The 17,281-nt window shown below is 50.5% G+C and carries 17 protein-coding genes; 4 read left to right on the top strand and 13 right to left on the bottom strand.

Features of this window, described 5'->3' with window-relative positions; genetic code table 11:
* Positions 1-2: 2 nt before the first annotated feature.
* The 3 genes from OXH16_11390 to OXH16_11380 are packed head-to-tail and all read right to left on the bottom strand — an operon-like array spanning position 3 to position 3,216.
* Complete coding sequence (locus OXH16_11390; protein ID MCY3681993.1) at positions 3-809, bottom strand: phytanoyl-CoA dioxygenase family protein; 807 nt, start codon at positions 807-809, stop codon at positions 3-5.
* Positions 810-845: 36 nt separating this feature from the next.
* A complete protein-coding gene (locus OXH16_11385) occupies positions 846-1,046 on the bottom strand; it encodes a hypothetical protein (protein ID MCY3681992.1) in 201 nt (66 codons plus the stop codon).
* Positions 1,039-3,216 (bottom strand): transglycosylase SLT domain-containing protein, encoded by a 2,178-nt coding sequence (locus tag OXH16_11380; GenBank protein ID MCY3681991.1) that lies wholly within the window; start codon positions 3,214-3,216, stop codon positions 1,039-1,041. The genes OXH16_11385 and OXH16_11380 overlap by 8 nt, the downstream gene beginning before the upstream one ends.
* A 95-nt stretch (positions 3,217-3,311) precedes the next feature.
* Between OXH16_11380 and OXH16_11375 the strand changes: the two genes are divergently transcribed.
* The 4 genes from OXH16_11375 to glpK are packed head-to-tail and all read left to right on the top strand — an operon-like array spanning position 3,312 to position 9,958.
* On the top strand, positions 3,312-4,685 hold the full coding sequence (locus OXH16_11375) for a sugar phosphate nucleotidyltransferase (protein ID MCY3681990.1): 1,374 nt from the start codon (positions 3,312-3,314) through the stop codon (positions 4,683-4,685).
* Positions 4,686-4,695: 10 nt separating this feature from the next.
* Positions 4,696-7,695 carry a UvrD-helicase domain-containing protein gene (locus tag OXH16_11370; GenBank protein MCY3681989.1) on the top strand — a complete coding sequence of 1,000 codons (3,000 nt, stop codon included), beginning with the start codon at positions 4,696-4,698 and terminating at the stop codon, positions 7,693-7,695.
* Positions 7,692-8,483: a UDP-2,3-diacylglucosamine diphosphatase gene (locus OXH16_11365; protein ID MCY3681988.1), complete on the top strand. Its 792-nt coding sequence runs from the start codon at positions 7,692-7,694 to the stop codon at positions 8,481-8,483. Before OXH16_11370 ends, OXH16_11365 begins: the two co-directional genes overlap by 4 nt.
* Entirely contained in the window at positions 8,480-9,958 is a 1,479-nt protein-coding gene (gene glpK, locus OXH16_11360; GenBank protein ID MCY3681987.1) for a glycerol kinase GlpK, read from the top strand. Before OXH16_11365 ends, glpK begins: the two co-directional genes overlap by 4 nt.
* A 7-nt stretch (positions 9,959-9,965) precedes the next feature.
* Here glpK and OXH16_11355 read toward each other — a convergent pair whose 3' ends face one another.
* The 10 genes from OXH16_11355 to OXH16_11310 all read right to left on the bottom strand — a co-directional run bounded on the left by OXH16_11355 (position 9,966) and on the right by OXH16_11310 (position 17,269).
* Positions 9,966-11,126, bottom strand: coding sequence for a hypothetical protein (locus tag OXH16_11355; GenBank protein ID MCY3681986.1), 1,161 nt, complete (start codon positions 11,124-11,126; stop codon positions 9,966-9,968).
* Between the two features lie 10 nt (positions 11,127-11,136).
* On the bottom strand, positions 11,137-11,355 hold the full coding sequence (locus tag OXH16_11350; protein MCY3681985.1) for a hypothetical protein: 219 nt from the start codon (positions 11,353-11,355) through the stop codon (positions 11,137-11,139).
* 14 nt (positions 11,356-11,369) lie between these two features.
* Positions 11,370-12,335 carry a phosphoribosylaminoimidazolesuccinocarboxamide synthase gene (locus OXH16_11345; GenBank protein ID MCY3681984.1) on the bottom strand — a complete coding sequence of 322 codons (966 nt, stop codon included), beginning with the start codon at positions 12,333-12,335 and terminating at the stop codon, positions 11,370-11,372.
* A 166-nt stretch (positions 12,336-12,501) separates the two neighbouring features.
* A complete protein-coding gene (locus tag OXH16_11340) occupies positions 12,502-12,882 on the bottom strand; it encodes a DUF4145 domain-containing protein (protein ID MCY3681983.1) in 381 nt (126 codons plus the stop codon).
* Between the two features lie 62 nt (positions 12,883-12,944).
* Positions 12,945-13,082, bottom strand: coding sequence for a hypothetical protein (locus tag OXH16_11335; protein ID MCY3681982.1), 138 nt, complete (start codon positions 13,080-13,082; stop codon positions 12,945-12,947).
* A 39-nt stretch (positions 13,083-13,121) separates the two neighbouring features.
* Positions 13,122-13,655 carry a hypothetical protein gene (locus tag OXH16_11330; GenBank protein MCY3681981.1) on the bottom strand — a complete coding sequence of 178 codons (534 nt, stop codon included), beginning with the start codon at positions 13,653-13,655 and terminating at the stop codon, positions 13,122-13,124.
* On the bottom strand, positions 13,648-14,364 hold the full coding sequence (locus OXH16_11325) for a hypothetical protein (protein MCY3681980.1): 717 nt from the start codon (positions 14,362-14,364) through the stop codon (positions 13,648-13,650). Before OXH16_11325 ends, OXH16_11330 begins: the two co-directional genes overlap by 8 nt.
* A 209-nt stretch (positions 14,365-14,573) precedes the next feature.
* On the bottom strand, positions 14,574-14,927 hold the full coding sequence (locus tag OXH16_11320) for a type II toxin-antitoxin system PemK/MazF family toxin (protein ID MCY3681979.1): 354 nt from the start codon (positions 14,925-14,927) through the stop codon (positions 14,574-14,576).
* A complete protein-coding gene (locus OXH16_11315; GenBank protein ID MCY3681978.1) occupies positions 14,924-15,247 on the bottom strand; it encodes a hypothetical protein in 324 nt (107 codons plus the stop codon). Before OXH16_11315 ends, OXH16_11320 begins: the two co-directional genes overlap by 4 nt.
* Before the next feature lie 33 nt (positions 15,248-15,280).
* Positions 15,281-17,269 carry a hypothetical protein gene (locus tag OXH16_11310; GenBank protein MCY3681977.1) on the bottom strand — a complete coding sequence of 663 codons (1,989 nt, stop codon included), beginning with the start codon at positions 17,267-17,269 and terminating at the stop codon, positions 15,281-15,283.
* Positions 17,270-17,281: the final 12 nt, after the last annotated feature.

Genomic DNA, 17,281 nt, shown 5'->3' with positions numbered 1-17,281 from the left:
GATTATTGGGTGACGCGCGGGCGATTTGTGCGGTAGGGCGGTTCGAGCAGGGCGCGTTGTGTGGGTGTAAATTCGTCGAGTGCGTTTTCCACATCTGGCGGCAAATACCGCGCTGAATAGGTCAGCGTGCCGGGCGAGTATTTGTAGAGAATGGATCTGCGTTGATGGTCGGCTGTCCAGGGGAGCGTGCCATGTGCCAGTGCTTCTGTGAAGATGACGGCCGATCCCGCTTTTGCCGAGACCTGTTGTACAACACCCATATCCCGATCTAAAAGTGCGATATCGCGGGGTGTTTTGTAATTGGATTTGTGGCTGCCGGGTATGCAGGCAAATCCACCCTCGCCGGGGTTGCAATCGGTGAGTACCCACGAGACGACGGTGAGGCCACAGCGCATGCGCCCGTTGTGAAATTGATAGAAATGCGTCAGGTCGTCGGCCGTGCCCCCGCCGTGCATGACATGGCCTTCGGCACCTTTTTCCATGACGATGCCGTAGAGGTGGTCGAGGCGACAGTCTTCGCGCAGCAATTCTGCGAGATAGGGCACGATGTTTGGATGGGCGAGTAAATCGCGGAAGGGTTGGCACCAGGGTTTGGGCCAGGTGAGCATGCCGCCCAAGTCGGTGCGCCCGTGTTTGCCCCTGAGTGTTTTGGATTCGCCGGAGAGGGATTGCTCTGGCGGGCGAATGCGCATCCTGTCGGGGTTGTTGTCAATGGCTTTGTTGCACGCGGCTATTTCTTCGGGTGTTAAAGCGTTTTCGACGACGAGGTAGCCGTTGAGGTCAAAGAAGAATTTTTCGTGTTCGTCCATGTTCGGGATTCCTGTTTGGTTTGGTGAGAAGGTCCTTTAATCGTCGTCGCCCTCATCGCGTCTCATCCGATAGCGACCAATTCGCCGTATCAAGATCCACACCAGTCCAATGAGTGCGATATATTGCACCATATCCCAGATCCAGCCCTGCCAGCCCAGGATGCCTGGCCAGAGTGCTCCGATGCACAGGATGATAAATGCGTCTTCCAGAATTCGCCACAGCGGTCGCTCATTCATTTCCATATCCCAATGATATTTCTACCTCTGACTGTGTATCGTTGAGGTAAGAATAAACGCGATAATTGCGATATACGAGTTTCACATAATTGCGGGTTTCTTTATAGGGAATGCGCTCTATAAATTCATCGACGTCGCGCTTTGTCAAGGCTTTTGCCCACCGTTTTGCAGCATCCAGACCCGCGTTATAAGCCGATAGTGCCAGACTCAGTTGTCTCTGCTTATCTTTTTGGAATACCTTCATGTGGTCGGAGAGATGTTTTCCGCCCAATAAGATTGACGTTTGGGGATCGTGCAGGTCTTCGGTTGAAAAATTTTTGAGCTTGACAAGTCGGGCCATGTCCCGTCCCGTTTGCGGCATCACCTGCATCAACCCGCGTGCGCCGGCGCGAGATATAGCGGTGGTATTAAATGCGCTTTCCTGCCGCATGATGGCGATCATGAGGTTGGGATCAAGATTCATTTTTCGCGCTATCTGGTTGATCTCGCCCCAATAATACGTTGGATACAATCGACGGAATGAGGCCCGCGTCATGGATATCCCCTGTGCGCGTTCCAACATTACGATCTGTGCGGAAATTTGAAGTGCCTTGTGCATGGCGCGAACGCGCTCATAACGCAGTTTCAAATCATCCAGGGCAAATAAATTGCGCCCGAGAATTTGCCGAGCGCGGTCGTATTCTCGCTCGGCATCTCGATATAACCCGATAGACGCCAATATATCTCCTTTGGGGATATGCGTCGAAGGCGTATAGGATTGACCAACCGATAGGTGCTCGCCCGGTTGAGGTACCTCGACATGAACATTTTCTGTCTTGCCCAGGACCGCACGCGCGCGTGCCGAGTAATAAGAGGTGGGGAAACCTTCAGAGGCGCGTGCAATCCAGAATCGCGCTTCTGCTTTTTGTCCCAATTTTTGGTAACTCTTGCCCGCCCAGTAATACCCCTGATCGCGCAGATGGCTCGCAGTGGTCTGGCGCGCCAGGCGCAAAAAGGCTTTGGAGGCAGCCGTGTATTGCCGCGTTTGATAAAGCGCGAACCCCGCACGCCACGCAGCCTGGTCGGCATAAGTGCTTTTGGGGTAGGTTTTTGCCAGTGCTATAAATAGTTTGCGCGCATCGCTGTGACGCCCCCGCCGCTCGTAGGCCATGGCGGCCTGCCAGAGTGCTTCGGGCGCGGTCTTTGCATTGGGATAGCGACGCACAAATTCTCGAAAACGCGTTGTTCCCGTTAAATCTTGCCCGCGCTTGATGGCACATCGGCCCAGATAAAAAAGTGCTTCGGGGGTGTGATGCACTTTGAAGGCGCGGTCAAATGCGTTTTCTGCTTTGAGATATTTTCGACTGCGATAATACACATGGCCCAGTTCGTATTGCGCTTTTCCGCGCCATGTGGCATCTTGAGATTTATCGATCACGCGGCGCAGTAGAACGATAGCCTGTTGATATTTTTCGGCATGCATACAGGCCACACCCGCGTAAAACAGTTCTTCAGCATCGCGCTTATCACTGAGCGCGGGGAGCATTTCGTAAGCGGATGGATGTTTGGGATAATTTTTGATCAATTTCAAACGCGTCTCGCGCGCAGCAATAGAATCGCCCAGAGCCGTCCAGGCCGCGACCAGCCCGGCCAGTGCATCGCCTTCGTGCGGGCGCTTGTCGATGAGTGTTTGATAATATGCGCTTGCGCCTTCAGCATTGCCCTGTGCAAGTGCAGCCCGCGCGGCATTGAGTGTCGCCTGGTCGCCGAGCAAACTCGCGGGTTTCATGTGCAGGATTTTCGCATAGTGATTTTCAGCGTCTTTGGCTTGTCCCAGAGATTCGGCGCATTGTCCCACCCAAAAAGCCACGTAATCGGCAATTTCTGGGTGCGTGGTGCCTGAAGACTGAAAAATTGTCAGTGCGTCTGAGTATTTGCCCAGGTGCATCAGACAAATCGCGCGTTGTAACGCGGCGGTGTGCGTATTCCAGGCATCGCGCTGGGTAGTATCCATATTGTCGAGTGCAGATAATGCTTCGGTAAATTTTTGTCGTGCAATTAGTTCTGCAACCCGAAAAATGGGATCGCGTTGTTCTCCTATCCCCAAATAGCCCACGATTACAAATACGGCGATAATGGGGAAGGCGAATAGCGCGATACGGCTCACTAATCCGTTTTTGAGAAATGACATTGTGAAAGCCTTTGGATGAGGTCCTGAAAAAATTGTAGTCTATAATGCACGCAATGTCAAGATACAAACACTTCACACTTTATCCCGGAGTTTTTATGAAAGCACTGATTCTCGCGGCTGGGAAAGGCGAACGTTTTTTTCCTTTTAATGTCTTTCGTCCCAAGCCGATGTTTCCAATATGCAATCGCCCGCTTTTGGAGTGGACGGTTTCGCGTCTGGTCGATGCGGGTATTACGGATATTGGCATTGTGGTGGGGCATCGAGGGGGACGAGCACGCAATTATTTTGGCGGTGGTCAGCGATTTGGCTGTCGCATTACTTATATCGAGCAACCGCAGCCAAAAGGCACGGCGCATGCGGTGGGGCTGGCGTCTGATTTTATTGGTACTGATGATGTTCTGGTTATTTTCGGGGATGTTTTCTTTGGTGCGGATGCAGTTCCGCACTTGTTAGATGTGTTTAGAGATGGAAACTGCTCTGGTGTCGCTGGTATTGTCCAGGTTGACGATCTCACATCTCATATACGCGCACACGTCGAAAAGGATCAGAGCCTATCTTCTTACACCTATAAACCTCGCGGTGGATCGGGACAGGCACTGTCTGGTCTCTATATTTTTAAAAATGAAATTTTGTCCGATCTGGATAATACTTCCGATTTTGTGCCGCGAACCCAATATGGTATCTTTCCGCCCGAGGGTCAGGAAATTTGCGATGTTATCCCACTGCTCTACGGCGAGGGACGCGCGCTTGTTGCGGCCGATTTGCCCGGGCCGTGGTTCGATATGGACATGCCCTGGCATCCGAAAAATGTCGCGCTTATGGCACTTGCTGAAATGGCTGATGGATTTACAGAATCGGTTGTTGCGCCAACGGCTACGGTCGATCCCGATGCCCGCATTCGCGGTCCCATCTTTGTGGGTGAAAATGCCACGATTGCCCGAGATGCTTATATTGAAGGACCGGTCTGGATCGGAAAAAATACGGAGATATTAGAAGGCTCTCACATCGCATCCCGTACTGTGATCGGCGACCGCTGCAAAATTGGTCCTTTTGCCAAAGTATCGGGTACTGTAGATACCAACTGCCACATTACCTATTTGGGCGAGTTTAGCGGCATTATGCTGGAAGAGGGTCGCGTGACCCATCAGATTCAACTTTCGGGCGTTTTCGGCGAGCGCGCGGAAATAGGTGCGGGTACACAGGTGGGCACGCTGCGCTTTGACGATGCGGAGATTGAGGTCGAGGTTCAGGGTATTCGTCGAAAAGCACCCGGTTTTACCGGTGTGTTATTTGGAGATTACTCGCGTACGGGTATCGGTGCGATGATTATGCCCGGTCGCATTGTGGGGCCATGTGCGATGGTGGGTGCGGGCGTGGTGCTGATGAAAAATGTGCCGCCGTACAAGGCCGTGCTCGTCAAGCAGGAACTCAATGTCGTTGACTGGTCTCCCAATATCTACGACAAATAAGATTTTATCTATGCCAGAACTCGATCCCATCACATTAAACGCACGCCAGCGCGAAGCCGTTACTGCGCCAATAGGTCCTGTTCTCGTGCTGGCGGGGCCAGGCACGGGGAAGACGCGGGTGCTGACCGAACGCATTGCGTATCTGGTATCGCGGCGCGGTGTTCTTCCGGAAAATATCCTGGCGCTTACATTTACAAATAAGGCTGCGGCAGAACTGCAAATCCGCTTGTCACGCACGTTGAGCAAAGAAGCGGCAGAGGCTGTTACCGCAGGTACATTTCACAGGTTTTGTATCTCAATTCTGCGCGAGCATCGAGAAACGGTTGGGTTGCCGCCGCATTTTGGCATTGCCGATGAAGATCTTCAGCGCACGCTGATTTATCGCGCTTTTCCTCGCCTGAATCCCAATGAAAGCAATTTGAATAATGTGATGCAAAATGTGAATCGCCTGAAGTGGCAGCGGCGATACAAGGCGCATGTTCCGATGAAAAAAGGGGATGCGGCATTGCTCGATCAGTACGAAGCCGAACTGAAGAAAAACCGATTGATCGATTTTGACGATCTCATATTTCTCGCACATGACTTGCTGCATTCGCATCGCCAGATTCTGGCGGATTATCGCGCGCAATTTCAACATATTCTCGTCGATGAGTTTCAAGATACCGATCCGGTTCAATACGCCCTCGTTTATTTGTTGGGCGCGGCTCACCGCAGTGTTTTTGTGGTTGCAGATGACGAGCAATCCATTTATGGGTGGCGCTATGCCAGGCCAGAACATATCGAACAATTTCGAGATGATTTTCTCAAAGGTCGTTCGCCCATTTTTTTGGAGGAAAATTATCGATCATCCGCAGAAATTTTGCGGCTGGCGCGCGTGTTTATCGCCAATAATGACGTATTATTTGAACGCAGCATCCACACTCAAAGATCGGGACGCCGCGTGCGGGGGATGGCTTTTGATACGTTTGAGGAAGAAGGCCAGTTTATTGCGGGGGATATCTGGGATCGCATCCGGGAAACGCCCGATCTGATTCACCGGGATATCGCGGTGCTTTATCCGCAACACGCAATCGGTAGCGAACTCGAGCGCATTTTTATGCGCGCCAATGTGCCCTGTCTGATGGCTCATCGCAGGGGCTTGTTCGACCAGCCCGTGATTCGTCGTGCCCTGTCCGTGTTGCGCTATGCACTCGATGGCGCAAATGACGCAAGCCTGGAGTTGTTTTTGCGGCGCGAACTCGAAGCGGTAGATCCCAAATTATATCCGGCGGTGCGAGGATTTCAGAAACAAAAAAATATTGGGAGTTTCAAACAGGCTGCTTTTCTGTATCCGCGAACGGTTTCGGAAGCAGAGGGCGTTGATGTGGAACGCGCACTGGGTCTGGCAGGTGTGGTACACAATGCCGTGCAAAGAGGCGCGGTCGCATCTTTGCCCCATCTGGTGGATGATATTCTGGATCAATTGAATACGTCGGAGTTACCGTCCTTGAAAAATCATCTCGATGACATTGTAGATCCGCTCGAACTTTCAGATCTCAATATTGCTCTGAATCGCGTGTTGCCGCTCTGGCGCAGGGGCGGCACCTTGTATGTGGCATGTCGAGACGAGGTGCTGCGGCATATGCTCACAACGCTGATCCGGGATGCGCTGGCACGGCCGGGTCTCATCATACGAGAGGCTGTGCCCGGCAGCCGATTGGATGTTTTATCCGATACTCTGATTTTGTCATTTGACGAAGATCCGCCGAAAACCCCCGAACACTTTTTACATTTGGGAAGCATGGCGTGTGGTGTGATGCTCGCTGCGCTCAAATTGTGTCAGGCGATCCGCTGTGCGGATTTGCCGGCGTATATGCCGGAATACACTGCATTTGCGCTGGAAACAGCGGGTGACGATCCCGAGCGGGCACAGATCACAGCTCTGGGTGCTGTGCGCGTGCGAGATGGGCGCGCTGTCGATACATTTTATTCGCCCGTACGCCTGCGCGAGGGCAAAGGCACGGATCCTACATTTCAGGAAATTTATCTCGCGTTTCAGGCATTTGTCGGTATTGACATTCTGGTCGCCCACAATGGCTATGCGTTCGATTTTCAGGTTTTGCACCGCGAAGCCCGTCGCAATGGCAGGTCTCGTATGCCCAATCCGACGGTTGATATATTGCCTATGGCGCGAAGCTATGGCGCGACTGCTACACGCGATCTGCGCCCTCTTTGCGAGCGGTATGATATTGCGTCAGATCCAAACGATCCGCCAGCACGCACGCGTGCGTTGGCTTTGTATCGCGTGTTTGAAGCTATGAAGAAAGAGCGCGCCTCTCGCTATCGGCGCATGACACATGAACGCCTTTTGGATCACGTTGCTCTGGGCTTGCTTTTTCGCGCGCGCAATGGCGTAAGAGATACGAAATTTTCCCGCGAAGAACACGTGCATTTCAACCTGGGAGCACAGCGTCTTTTGGGACCGGCCAATTTGTGTATTCGCAATCTCGTGCAGCACTACCCCCGGTTGGATGCCGACCGGCTGCGGGGACAGACGCGGATGTTGCTCGGCGAAGATCCTCGCCCGGAGGTGCTCGCGTTGCACGCTCCCGATCAGATTCAACGCTTTCGAGACCTTTGCGAACGCCATGGTGCTGCTGCGCCATCTCTTCAGGAAGGCATTCGCAATTTGCTCGATTTTGCAGATCTCTACAAAGTCGAATTGGATACCCAGGACCGCGATGCCGTGCATTTGCTGACACTGCACGCGGCAAAGGGGCTTGAGTTTCGAGAGGTCTATATTTGCGGTCTCGAAGATCGCATTTTGCCCAATGCACGCGCCCTGAACAGCGCGGATTTAGCCGAACAGCGCAGGTTGTTGTACGTGGGGATCACCCGAGCAATGGATCGCCTCACGCTTTCCTGCGTGCGGCATCGTCCGGGCAGAAATATGGCGCCTTCTCGATTCTGGGATGAACTCGGATTAGAACGCGAAGGGGCGGATAGACGAATTCCCGACTCTGAATCATGAAAAAAGACAAAGTTTATTTTATTTCTGACGCGCATATAGGTGGGGGCAAATATATTCGTCCACCGCGCGTGCGGGAAGATGCGCTGATCGATTTTCTACGCGCCATTCGCAAAGATGCCGACTGTCTGTACATTGTGGGCGATTTGTTCGATTTTTGGTTTGAATATCGATCTGTCGTTCCCGCACATGGCGCGCGTGTGATCTTTGAACTCTACCATCTCGTTCAGGGTGGAACGCGCGTCATTTATCTACCGGGCAATCACGATAGCTGGCTGGGGGAGTATTTATCAGAGCAGGTGGGGGTGGAGCTTCCCGGCCCTTTTTGCGATGTCGTACACCAGGATTGCCGCATGTATGTGACACACGGCGATATTTTTCAGCAAAATTGGAAATTTGATTTGCGACGGCGTATTTTGAAGCATCCACTGTGTATCGTCTTGTTTCGGTGGTTACATCCAGATATCGGCGCTTACCTGGCGCGTATTGTGTCGCGGTCTTCAGATGCTGGCATCAAAAAAGGGACGCGAAAGACAAAGAGAACATATTTGCCTTTGTATTTTATTAAAAGTGCGGCAGAGAAATTTGCTGAGGGATTTGATTTTGTGATTTGTGGACATTATCACGCGCTGAGTGTTGAGCCGATGGGCGGCGGCACACTTGTTGTCCTGGGCGATTGGATGAGATACGACGCTTATGCTGTGCTCGAAAATGGCGAGATTGCATTAAAGCACTGGCATACAGCACCGGAAAAGCCGCTGCTGACTACTGATACAGGAGATCGCAAATGATTTTGAGTATTGATCAGGGCACTACGGGTACAACTGCGTTGGTGTTGGATTCTCAGGGGGAAATTTTGGGACGGGGATATTCGGAGTTTCGACAAATTTTTCCGCGTCCCGGGTGGGTATCGCACGATGCAACGGAGATATGGGATACGACACTGAAAGTTATTGGCCTCGCAATCGCAGAGGCGGGGATAGATGCTTCAGACGTAAAAGGCATTGGTATTGCCAATCAGCGCGAGACGACTGTCTTATGGGATCGGAGAACGGGTGAACCCGTTCACGAGGCGATTGTCTGGCAGTGCCGGCGCACGGCGGATTTGTGTGCCCTATATCGCGCAGATGGTCTCGAAGACATGGTGCGTAAAAAGACGGGGTTGGTCATTGACGCTTATTTTTCGGCGAGTAAGATAGCGTGGTTGCTCGATCGCGTCTATGGCCTGCGCGAGGGAGCAGAGCAGGGTGAGGTGTGTTTTGGCACTGTGGATAGTTTTTTGTTGTACAAACTCACGGGGGGGGCTGTTCACGCGACTGATTATACCAATGCATCGCGCACGATGATTTACAATATCCACAAGAGGAAGTGGGATGGCGAGTTGTTGGAGATTTTTGACATTCCCGAAGGCATACTCCCCGGCGTGCGATCATCGGCTGGCGACTTTGGGACTACTGTGGATTTGGGGATTTTGCCTGCGGGGATTCCCATAGGGGGGATTGCGGGCGATCAGCAAGCCGCGCTTTTTGGGCAACGCGGCGTTTTCAAAGGTGATATTAAAAATACGTATGGCACGGGGTGTTTTACACTTTTTCAAACGGGAAATCGGGCTGTACAATCCGCGCATGGTCTGTTGACGACGCTTGCGTGTGGGCCTTCTGGGCGCGTATCTCACGCGCTTGAAGGTTCGGTGTTCAGCGCGGGCGCAACGGTTCAATGGTTGCGCGATGGTCTGGGGATTATTGATACCGCCGCTGAGACCGAGGCCTGGTCCCAGGCGATTGACGATACGGGAGGGGTGTATTTTGTCCCCGCATTTACTGGTCTGGGCGCACCGCACTGGGACGCGGATGCGCGGGGGACGATTGTGGGGCTTACGCGCGGCACAGGGCGCGCACAGATCATTCGTGCGGCACTGGAGTCCATTGCCTATCAGTCCGCCGATCTCGTCCACGCTATGGTCGCTGATGCAGGACAGTCTGTGGCGAGTTTGCACGTGGATGGGGGGGCTGTGGTGAATGATTTTTTGATGCAGTTTCAGGCGGATATTCTGGATGTGCCGGTGATACGTCCAAAGCATGTGGAGACGACTGCATTGGGGGCGGGGATGCTGGCGGGATTGGCGACGGGCGTGTGGGATGATGTTGCCGCGCTTGCCGATATTAATCCACCGCAACGCACCTTTGAGCCTGCGATGTCGCAGGATCGCCGCGAGGCCTTGCTGGCGGGCTGGCACAAAGCAGTGGAGCGAACGCTGTTGGCGTAGCCTATACTTACTGTATTTTTTCCAAATAGGCGAGATGGGTTTGGGCGGCTTTGTTTTGAGGATCAATGGCGAGCATATCGCGGTAGTGCTGACAGGCTACCGCGATATCGTTTTTTTGTTCGGCAATGATGGCCAATCCGTGTAGAATGCGGGTATTTTCCGGGCGCTGTTCTCGGATGTGTAACAGCAGTATTTCAATATCATCAATATAGTCGGGATAATGTAGCTGTTCATTATTTTCACGAGACAATGCCACGAGACTTAGCAACGGATTCACACTGCCAGCAACGCCACTGCCTCGACGCGGTTTGAGATCAATTTTATCCCCAATTTCGGGTAGGCCGAGAACAATGGCTTCAATCAGGGATTCAACCGCTTCATCTAACCGATCCAGTTCTATTAAAATATTGCCTCGATTATAATGCACGGCGAGATTATCGGGTACCAGTTCAGCCAAGATGTCGTAAATCCTCAGTTCCTGTTCAGAATTTTCTGTCTCGGCCAAATGCTCAGCCCGATCGTAGAGTTGCTCAATTTTAGTGCGATTTGTAGCAACGATCTCTTGTGCTTGCTTCTCACATTCTGGATGTACCAGCAAGACGAGTTGTCCCTTTTGGTCTTGTGAAAACAGGGGCGTTTTGACTGTGTGCAAAATGTCGCCCAATTCCGAAATAATTTTGTTCAAGAACGCCGGAGATCGCGATTGAAAAATGGGTTTCCAGGTATTGAGATCATGCGATACATCAACTGTCCACAATTCGAGAGATAAAAAACGCCTGAGCTTTGATTTTAGCTGTTCTGTGGTATCAAAAAAGAACGACGTCGCGTAACCTTCTTCTACATAGTGGTGAACGAGCCATTGACGAAATTCGCGCTGAATAACCCAGGCGTCCTCCAGGCAATTGGTGAGCGTGAGAATCGACCAGAGCGGAATATCCGAATCTACTTTTGCAAGCGCCTGATCAATGGTACACGACGCACCTTCTTCATCATTCTGAGCCAGATGGACATCGTCGATAAAGTTTTCTATGGACAATGCGCGTTTTTCTCGTTCGCTTTCTGCGATAACGAGAAAATTCCCCTGGAAATTTTTTCGGTCAATCGTCAGTGTGCGCACGAGTTCCCGATCGGTCATTACAGCACACTGTTGTATAACCCGGTCACTCATGTTCATAATCTCAACGGTGATATTCGCGCAAAGACAAACGCTTTCGCGGTCGTTGGAAGCCTGTGGGATTTTCAGACACACTAACGTCATTGCGCATCTTGCGACCCAGCTTGCGAATCAGGTGAACAGCCCACCAGATTATCGCCCCGATCACAGCCAGAACCATCCCAATGCTGCGACCACTGGCACTTTCAAGACTCTTGAGCAAACTGTTAATCAGATCTTCCACTGTTGATCGCTTCTTTAAAAATACGGCTCGATATTTTTTTCGATGCGCTCGAGTATGGGCGTATCATCTACTTCAGTTTCAAATGGTTCGCCGGTTACGCGCTCGAACAGGTCGATGTATCGCGCGGAGACCTGTGTGCGAATTTCGTCATCTAATTCGGGAATATTGTCGTCGGAAATTCCCTTATCCACGAGCCAGAGGCGCAGGAATTCTTTGTCCAGGCTTTCGGGTTCTTCGCCGCGCGCGTGGAGGTCTTCATAAGAGTCCAGGATCCAGTAGCGCGAAGAGTCGGGCGTGTGGATCTCATCGGCAACGGTCAGATTGCCTTCTGGGTCCAGTCCCATCTCGTATTTTGTATCTACGAGAATCAAACCGCGCTGGGCAGCGAGTTCTGTTCCGCGGGCGAATAATTCCAGAGCCACTTTCTCGACTTCTGCCCATCTTTCTGCATCGACGAGGCCGCGCTCGACAATTTCCTCTGGCGAGATCGATTCGTCGTGATCTTCTGCTTTTGTGGTCGGCGTAATAATCGGTTCGTCAAATTTCTGATTTTTTATCATGCCATCGGGCAGATCAACGCCGCAAAATTTCCGTACACCGTTATTGTAATTCGTCCATACCGAGGTGTCTGTGCTGCCGGTCAGGTACCGCCGCACAACGATTTCGACGAGTAACATATCGAGTTCGCGCGCAACCGTCACATTGGGGTCGGGTACGTCAAGCACCTGATTGGGCACGATATCGGCGGTCTGATCAAACCAGTATTTTGCGGTTTTGTTCAATACCTGTCCCTTCAAGGGAATTGCGCCGAGTACATGGTCAAATGCGCTTTGACGGTCTGTGGTAATCAAGATGCGCTTGTCTTCGAGCAGATAGATGTCCCGCACTTTCCCTTTCTGGTATTGATTCGCCCAGCGACCAAATTTGGCTTCTAATAAACAGTTATTCAACTGTGAACGGATTTGTTCTTGAGAGATCATAGATATACACTCCTTTAAAAAATAAATGCAACCACCGATTAACACAGATGGACACGGATAATACGAATGAATGAGTACAGCGAAGGGGGAGGGGAGATAATTTCAACTTTTAGCTCAGCAATTACGGCATCCTTACTCCTTCAATTGCAGAGACAACATTTTCTCGCTATTTCGTTTTTTTGTCTCTTTTTTCTATTGCTTTTCGGTCGTTTTCAGGAAGGCGATTGAACATCGCATCAATTCGCTTAGGTCGTGTAATCAGGGTATCGGCAATTACATTGATTAATTCAAAAAGTGTCTGAACATCGGTAGTGTCGTTAAAATCAATCTCGCCAGGATGAACCGCATGATTGCCCGTTACCCTCACAATGTCCAATGCTTGCTGTATTTGGGGATCAAGCCTTTTTGTCACCAGATTTTTTATATCTTCATTAATATTATCTCCCTTTTCTCCAAGTTGTTTGAGAAGCATTTGTATAGCTAATCGCAACAAAGCGCAGGCGGCGCGGGGAGATAGATTAGCGATGTCGGCGGCCTCATTGTAAATTTTTTTTATGTTGTCATCTAAATTTATATTTTTATCTGCCAGTTTAATACTAATTGAGTCACCTAGACGCCTACTACCTGATTTATTATCAACAGGAATAATATACCACCAAATTTGTCTGGCATAGGCACCGCAATAGGGACAGTTAAATCCATCACTTCTATATTTAGGGGAGAATATTCAGACGTGATTTTAGGCATGATTGTCTCCAAAATCTCAAAGTCGAATGGGGACAGTTTTTAGGGAGAAATATATTCGATTGTTTGCCTTAACAATTCATCGACATATCCTATAGCACTATTTAGAGAAGGTCGATAAAGTGTAGCATGAGCACATTGGTTTCGAGTGGATAATTGGCCTTGGAGCACTCTCAATTGTGCATTATTGATGAACTTAACATCCTTTCCAACCTCAAGAATTTGGATCTCAACAACTTTTTCTTTTAACTCTGTCAAATCCTTAAAATTCCATTTTTGTCGAATCTGACGAATATCTGCCTCGTGCTTTTGATACAACTTTTCAGAATACACATGAAAGTGCCCTGCCCATGCCATAACGATTGCAGCGCGAAGGAAGTTCATCTCAAGACATGACGCGGCTTCCTGAAAGTAGTCTTGGATATCGACCGGTAATCCAGAAAGTCGGCTTAAGAGTTTCTCAAGAATAATTACCCTTGAAGGAGCTTGTTCATGTAGGGCCAATATTTGATGTGCTTCTCTCTTGGCGGCAGCCGCTCTTTTTGCCCATATTTGAATATCTGGAAACTCACTCATCGGGATTCAGTAAATGCTTGCGTAGAGCCTTGAATAAATTCTCATATACATCCGCATTCTCGGTCTCTGGAATCTGGAGTTGTATATTGATTGCAATCGTAGGAATATTTAACTGGGCAGTTGTTTGTTCTTCATCAAGAGGTTCCTCTTTATCATCTGTCTCATCTGTGACAGCCTCGGAAGAATTATCAGGAGGCTCTGGAGCCTCATTTTCTTTGTCGATAGGTTCAGCAACTTTCAACTGACCATCTTGGTCTTCCAACAGACCTGAAAACACAAGAATATCGGAGATTGTTCGTGCTCCTGCTCGAGTACTCTTACTGTTTCTTTGGCCTGAGACATAAAGAATGTGCGATATCAAATTCTCAGTAGGCATACCGCGCTGTATACTGATGGTTGTTATTAGTTTCGACATCTCTACATTACCTTGTATCGTCTTCTGCCAAAATGAACGAGTATCATCTTCCTGATTGTGCTCAAGAGCACGACCGAGATTTTTTCCGAGGGGTGTTGCTGATTTTTTTTGACCTCCTGCAATTAACCCGATTTCTGCCAAGAACTTATGATTGCCACTGATGCGAGATTTGCCCATGCCAACTAAATTAGCCAAATCATCAAGTGACATATTTTCACTGCCGTGACTATAGCCCACGATAAGTTTAGTAAGTTGACTATATGAAGATACTGGCAAACTGAGTTTATCTGACATTAAAACACTCCTTGTCTAAATAATGTAACAGTAACGATAAGTAGTTGTCTATAGGAAATCCATATCTGATAATGAAGTTTTATGTTTTGAGTCTTTTTTATGCTGTGCGGAAATGCACAGCGTGCCCCTTTTTGGAGAACCAGATCATATCCGGCATCATCGACAGAGCTGAGCTCAGGATATGGCCGTTTTCATCTTTCAGCCATTCATTAGAGTGCCAGCACTGCACGAAGTAGTCTATCCACTTCAGCTTGTAATTGCGGACCAAGACTTCCGAGACGACGGATGATGACTGACCGTTCTACTGTAGCTAATTTGTGCATCCGGATGACGGACGTAACGCGCAAGCCTGTCAAGGTAAACTCCGGGTGATTAGACTCAACGGTGTAGTCGGTGGGAGCAAGCGTCCCGCGCACAACGCTGGAAATTGCCACGAGCACTATGTCATCTCCGAGTTGCCCTTGGGACACGATCACTGCGGGGCGAAGGGTAGTACCGGTCAAATCGGTAAATGGAAACCGCGCCAGGACCACATTGCCACGAGAGAGCGTTGGGTGCGTCACACTGGTTCCCCATCCTTAGAGGAGTAAATGTCTTCTCCTTCTTCATTCCAGAAGTCAAATGCGCCACTTTCTTCTGTGAGGCGCATAATATCCTCTGTTGTCAAATCATCTTCCTGCCTTTGCACAGTAATCTCTTCATAGCGCTGTGCCAGTTTTACCAGCAGTTCGAGTTCGCTTTGCGGAACCAGCACTTTCTCACCGATACATTGTATGTGAATCGTTGCCATTTTGGCTCCTGTTCTGTGTTCGTACTCGCTGCACCCCGTTGTGTGCTCGTGTTGCGGTTGCTGCCCATCTACAGATGATTTTGAATTTTCCATCTGTGTCCATCTGTGTCCATCTGCGGATGCTCTTTAAGCCGCGCGGAAATGTACGGCGTGTCCCCTTTCTGGGAACCAGATTACGTCCAGCATCATCGACAGGGCAACGCCCAGGACATAGCCGACGAGTAAGCCGATGAAAAAGGGACGCGATTTGTGATAGACAGAGGGACCGCCCACTTTGAGCATGACCAGCTTGATCAGCCAGGCGATGAATAATGTGAAACTGCTGGCGCGAATCAATGGCGTTCCGGAAAGCGCGAGACCCACCGGATGCAGGGGCCACCACACAAACCGATGGCGCATAAAAATGAGGCCAACCATCGCCAGACCGCCTATGCCGAAAAAGGCCAGATTTTCGGGGTTATCCACGTAAAAGGGCGGATTATCGGCATTCTTGACCGCGTTGGCGGAATTCCTGAAATAATTGCGCGCGCTTCTGGGGATCTCGGCGACATTAAAATTAAACGCGCCCTCGTTATAGCCCAGGTTCAAAGTGAGAAAAATGCTCGTTACAAAACTTACCGCAAAAGCCATGTAAAGCGCGGCTATCAACTTGCGGCGGTTGTCGGTTATGCCCTCGGACAACTTGCCGACCTGTGCGGTCGCTGGCAAAAACAAGCCTTTGGCATTTCCCGTAATCAAATTGGCGAACCGAAATGCCACATGCGTGGTGGGTGGAATCCCGACATTGCCGAAAAAGGGCGCCACATAATTCCACGCAATTCCCGGTATCTGCGTGTAGGGCATGCCGGTGTCTGACAGAATTTTCGCCATTCCAATATATCCACACACACAGGCCATCAGCAGCAGGGCACTGATGATGGGGTCCATGTTCATCTGCATCATCCAGATAAACAAAAACGCGAGGCCCGCCACCACGCCGACCACAGCGGCGCGATAGGACAATAGCTCATCGCGGTCATCTATGCTGTCGTCTTTGCCAAGAGCTTTCATTATTACATCCCGCAAATGCAGCCGCGCCACCCAGAACATCGAAATCACCAGCACGACGAACGCGCCGCGCGTCTGCCATTGGTACACGCCGCGATAGGCAGCGGGGACCATGGATTTATATCCCAATTTATTGAGCCAGCCGCCTTCGACAATGAAGAGGAGATCGAATACCCATAAACTGAGCAATACATCGAGGCTGGCAAAATAGGAAAAGAAGATGGAAAACAAGCCCACCGATGCCCGAATGCGCGGAAACTGTGGATCAATCATATGCCATCTGCCGCCGTGAATGGGAAAGCGCGGGAAATTTGGCAAAAAGTAATTGATACAATTCCAAGCGATCATGCCAAATGCCAGGGCGAATCCAACCCAGAAGAGGCGATTGTACATAAAGCCCGGCAATGCGCGTTTGTCGCCTCCCGGTTCGGACATCATGTTGATCAGGGGGGCCATGGCTGGATATGCCAGGCGTTCGTTTTGTACCCACTGTTTTCTAAAAATGACGCCTATACAGACCAGTACTACAAATGCAGCCGTAAAAGCCAGGAACCACCAGAACAGCGGTAGCACCCATATATCCCAGGGGATGGCTGCTCCTTCGGGGCGGCCTTCAAAAAACCACGCGATCCCATTGCCATCATTGGTGGGGATTAAAAATTCAGGCAGATGTGGATGCAGCAATTCGGCCCAGTTGTTGTCTTCGTTCGCATAGAAATACGGTGCGGAAATATACCCGATCAAAAAGCCCGTACTGCCCCAGATCGGCATGGTTGCACCCACGAGGCCCATTGACAAAATGGTGTGCCATTCTCCGGATTGAAGTGAGAATCGCGCAAGCCTGCCCATCACTGCTATTGCGATGAGCATGGTGATAAATACGATGAGCATGGCCATTGGAATGTGCGAGAGCACCATGCGCGAGCCGTGATAATAAAACCGCACATAGACCGCTATCACATCCAGCAGGACCACCAGGAGCAACCCCAAACCGATGGCCCGCGGCGTAATACCCCCGCGAGGGGATTGTTCGGCTTCGCGCCTAATATTTGGTACTTGTGTTGCCATCCTCAGAGTTCC

Source organism: Gemmatimonadota bacterium (genome assembly GCA_026705765.1).
Lineage (GTDB): Bacteria > Latescibacterota > UBA2968 > UBA2968 > UBA2968 > VXRD01.
The sequence above is the reverse complement of the archived record's forward strand: the minus strand, read 5'-3'. Positions and strand labels throughout refer to the sequence as shown.

Excerpts from the sequence above, each read along its gene's own strand:
- OXH16_11355 (MCY3681986.1), bottom strand. The coding sequence starts at position 11,126 with ATGAGTGACCGGGTTATACAACAGTGTGCTGTAATGACCGATCGGGAA.
- OXH16_11375 (MCY3681990.1), top strand. The coding sequence starts at position 3,312 with ATGAAAGCACTGATTCTCGCGGCTGGGAAAGGCGAACGTTTTTTTCCT.
- OXH16_11365 (MCY3681988.1), top strand. The coding sequence starts at position 7,692 with ATGAAAAAAGACAAAGTTTATTTTATTTCTGACGCGCATATAGGTGGG.
- OXH16_11310 (MCY3681977.1), bottom strand. The coding sequence starts at position 17,269 with ATGGCAACACAAGTACCAAATATTAGGCGCGAAGCCGAACAATCCCCT.
- OXH16_11385 (MCY3681992.1), bottom strand. The coding sequence starts at position 1,046 with ATGAATGAGCGACCGCTGTGGCGAATTCTGGAAGACGCATTTATCATC.
- OXH16_11330 (MCY3681981.1), bottom strand. The coding sequence starts at position 13,655 with ATGAGTGAGTTTCCAGATATTCAAATATGGGCAAAAAGAGCGGCTGCC.
- OXH16_11315 (MCY3681978.1), bottom strand. The coding sequence starts at position 15,247 with ATGGAAAATTCAAAATCATCTGTAGATGGGCAGCAACCGCAACACGAG.
- OXH16_11380 (MCY3681991.1), bottom strand. The coding sequence starts at position 3,216 with ATGTCATTTCTCAAAAACGGATTAGTGAGCCGTATCGCGCTATTCGCC.
- OXH16_11335 (MCY3681982.1), bottom strand. The coding sequence starts at position 13,082 with ATGCCTAAAATCACGTCTGAATATTCTCCCCTAAATATAGAAGTGATG.
- OXH16_11370 (MCY3681989.1), top strand. The coding sequence starts at position 4,696 with ATGCCAGAACTCGATCCCATCACATTAAACGCACGCCAGCGCGAAGCC.
- OXH16_11325 (MCY3681980.1), bottom strand. The coding sequence starts at position 14,364 with ATGTCAGATAAACTCAGTTTGCCAGTATCTTCATATAGTCAACTTACT.
- glpK (MCY3681987.1), top strand. The coding sequence starts at position 8,480 with ATGATTTTGAGTATTGATCAGGGCACTACGGGTACAACTGCGTTGGTG.
- OXH16_11345 (MCY3681984.1), bottom strand. The coding sequence starts at position 12,335 with ATGATCTCTCAAGAACAAATCCGTTCACAGTTGAATAACTGTTTATTA.
- OXH16_11390 (MCY3681993.1), bottom strand. The coding sequence starts at position 809 with ATGGACGAACACGAAAAATTCTTCTTTGACCTCAACGGCTACCTCGTC.